Here is a 1,688-nt window from a genome sequence, read left to right as displayed (position 1 = left end):
TTTCGTGTCGTCGATCGCGAACTCTTTCTCGACGGTCTCACGCCGCGAACGCATTTCGGTTGCGACATCCATAATGCGCAGCATTTCCGCCAGGCTGAGCGATTCGGTTTGTGCGCGAGCAGGAGGCGTTTCCGACATAGTGCCGATCCAGCAAGTTTTTGTGAAACGACCGAGCCAAGCAAGAATCACATCGGGGCATCCCGTCCCATGCACCGAGCTGGCAGTGTACTTGACGCCGAGCGACATTTCCTGATGCAATCCCACCCATCAGTCGATTTTCATCAGAGACGGGACCGGTAATCGATCGGTCAGTCCCTCTGGCCGTGTGCTGCCCTCCCATTTGTGACGCCTCTTGCTGGAATGATCCATGAAACTGCTGGAAAATCAGGTCGCGGTTATCACCGGGGCCAACCGGGGAATCGGAAAGGCGATTGCATCCGCCTTCGCGGCTCAGGGCGCATCCGTGGCACTGTGCGCCCGCAATGGTGATTCGCTGCAACAGACCGCCACCGAATTGCAGGCGACGGGAGCTGACATACTCGCACGCGTCTGCGACGTCTCTCAGGAAAGTCAGGTCGAACAACTTTTCGCCGCCGTGACTGAGCGATTCGGGCGGGTCGATATCCTCGTCAATAACGCAGGGGCATTCGACGGCGGCCCGCTGGACGAGTTGTCGCTCGAAGCATGGAACAATGTCATCGATTCCTGCCTGACCGGAACATTTCTCTGCAGCCGGGCCGCGTTTCGCCTGATGAAGCCACGCCGGTCAGGACGGATCCTGAATATTGGTTCCATCAGCGCGCAGAGGCCCCGCGAGGGAAGTTGTCCCTATGCGGCAGCCAAGTTCGGCGTGTGGGGTTTAACACAGGCCACCGCACTGGACGGCCGCCCCTATGGCATCACCTGTTCGTGCCTGCACCCCGGAAACGTCCTGGTGGAACGCCGGATCGAGTCGGGATTGAAATCCGATGACGAACCGATGATGCAGCCCGAGTCCATCGCACGCGCAGCATTGGCGATGGTGACACTTCCCGCCGACGTCAATTTTCTGGAGGCAATCGTGCTGCCTCGTGATCAGGCCTATCTGGGACGGGGCTAAGTATTCGATCGTCTGCACCGGCCCCCGCTTCCATGGACATTCGGTCGAATACTGGCCGCACCCGGTTATCACGACGGACACGTCGTGCAGTATGAACGGTCAGTGGGGCGGTGGCTGAGCTGCGCACCGACACTGCTGTGGCAAGTTACTGAGAGGTGACTTCTGCATCCCAGGGTGTGGAGAGTTTTGGAACCACTTTCGAAATGCCAAAGCGATTGAGATCGGCAATGAGGGGAGGCTGAATCAGGTTTGCCAGAGCGATGAACTCTGCTTGCGGATGTCGCGTTCTCAGTTCCGTAAGAGCTGCGGTACGGACTGCCCCCCAAGGATCGACATCGAATAAAACCATTGTCGGTTGATCCGTGTCGACAATCTGGTTGCCATCTCGGAGTCGTTCAATCAGGTACTGCACGTACCACGGATCGGGTGAATCGATCAGAATCCTTTGCGGTTCGGACGCGTTCAGGAATGGAGGATGGTCTGCGGCAAAGATTTCTTCTCGCGAAGCCGACCAGGGAAGCGGATCGACTTCCCCCGAGGACTCAATCAGTTGCCATTCTCGGCGGATTCGTGAAGCCGCAGCCCAAAG

Annotated in this window: 2 protein-coding genes; one reads left to right on the top strand and one right to left on the bottom strand. The window is 58.1% G+C overall.

Translation table 11 applies throughout. From position 1 onward, the window contains the following. Window positions 1–367 precede the first annotated feature (367 nt). Window positions 368–1,099: an SDR family oxidoreductase gene (locus tag VGE80_RS18325; protein WP_440593669.1), complete on the top strand. Its 732-nt coding sequence runs from the start codon at window positions 368–370 to the stop codon at window positions 1,097–1,099. Between the two features lie 145 nt (window positions 1,100–1,244). Here VGE80_RS18325 and VGE80_RS18320 read toward each other — a convergent pair. Further along, window positions 1,245–1,688: hypothetical protein (locus tag VGE80_RS18320; protein ID WP_440593668.1), on the bottom strand; the 444-nt coding region annotated here is incomplete at its 5' end.

This window comes from Schlesneria sp. (genome assembly GCF_036405755.1).
GTDB classification, from domain to species: Bacteria; Planctomycetota; Planctomycetia; order Planctomycetales; family Planctomycetaceae; genus Schlesneria; species Schlesneria sphaerica.
This window is presented reverse-complemented; position numbering and strand designations above follow the sequence as displayed.

Coding starts and splice junctions, on each gene's coding strand:
- VGE80_RS18325 (WP_440593669.1), top strand. CDS start 368: ATGAAACTGCTGGAAAATCAGGTCGCGGTTATCACCGGGGCCAACCGG.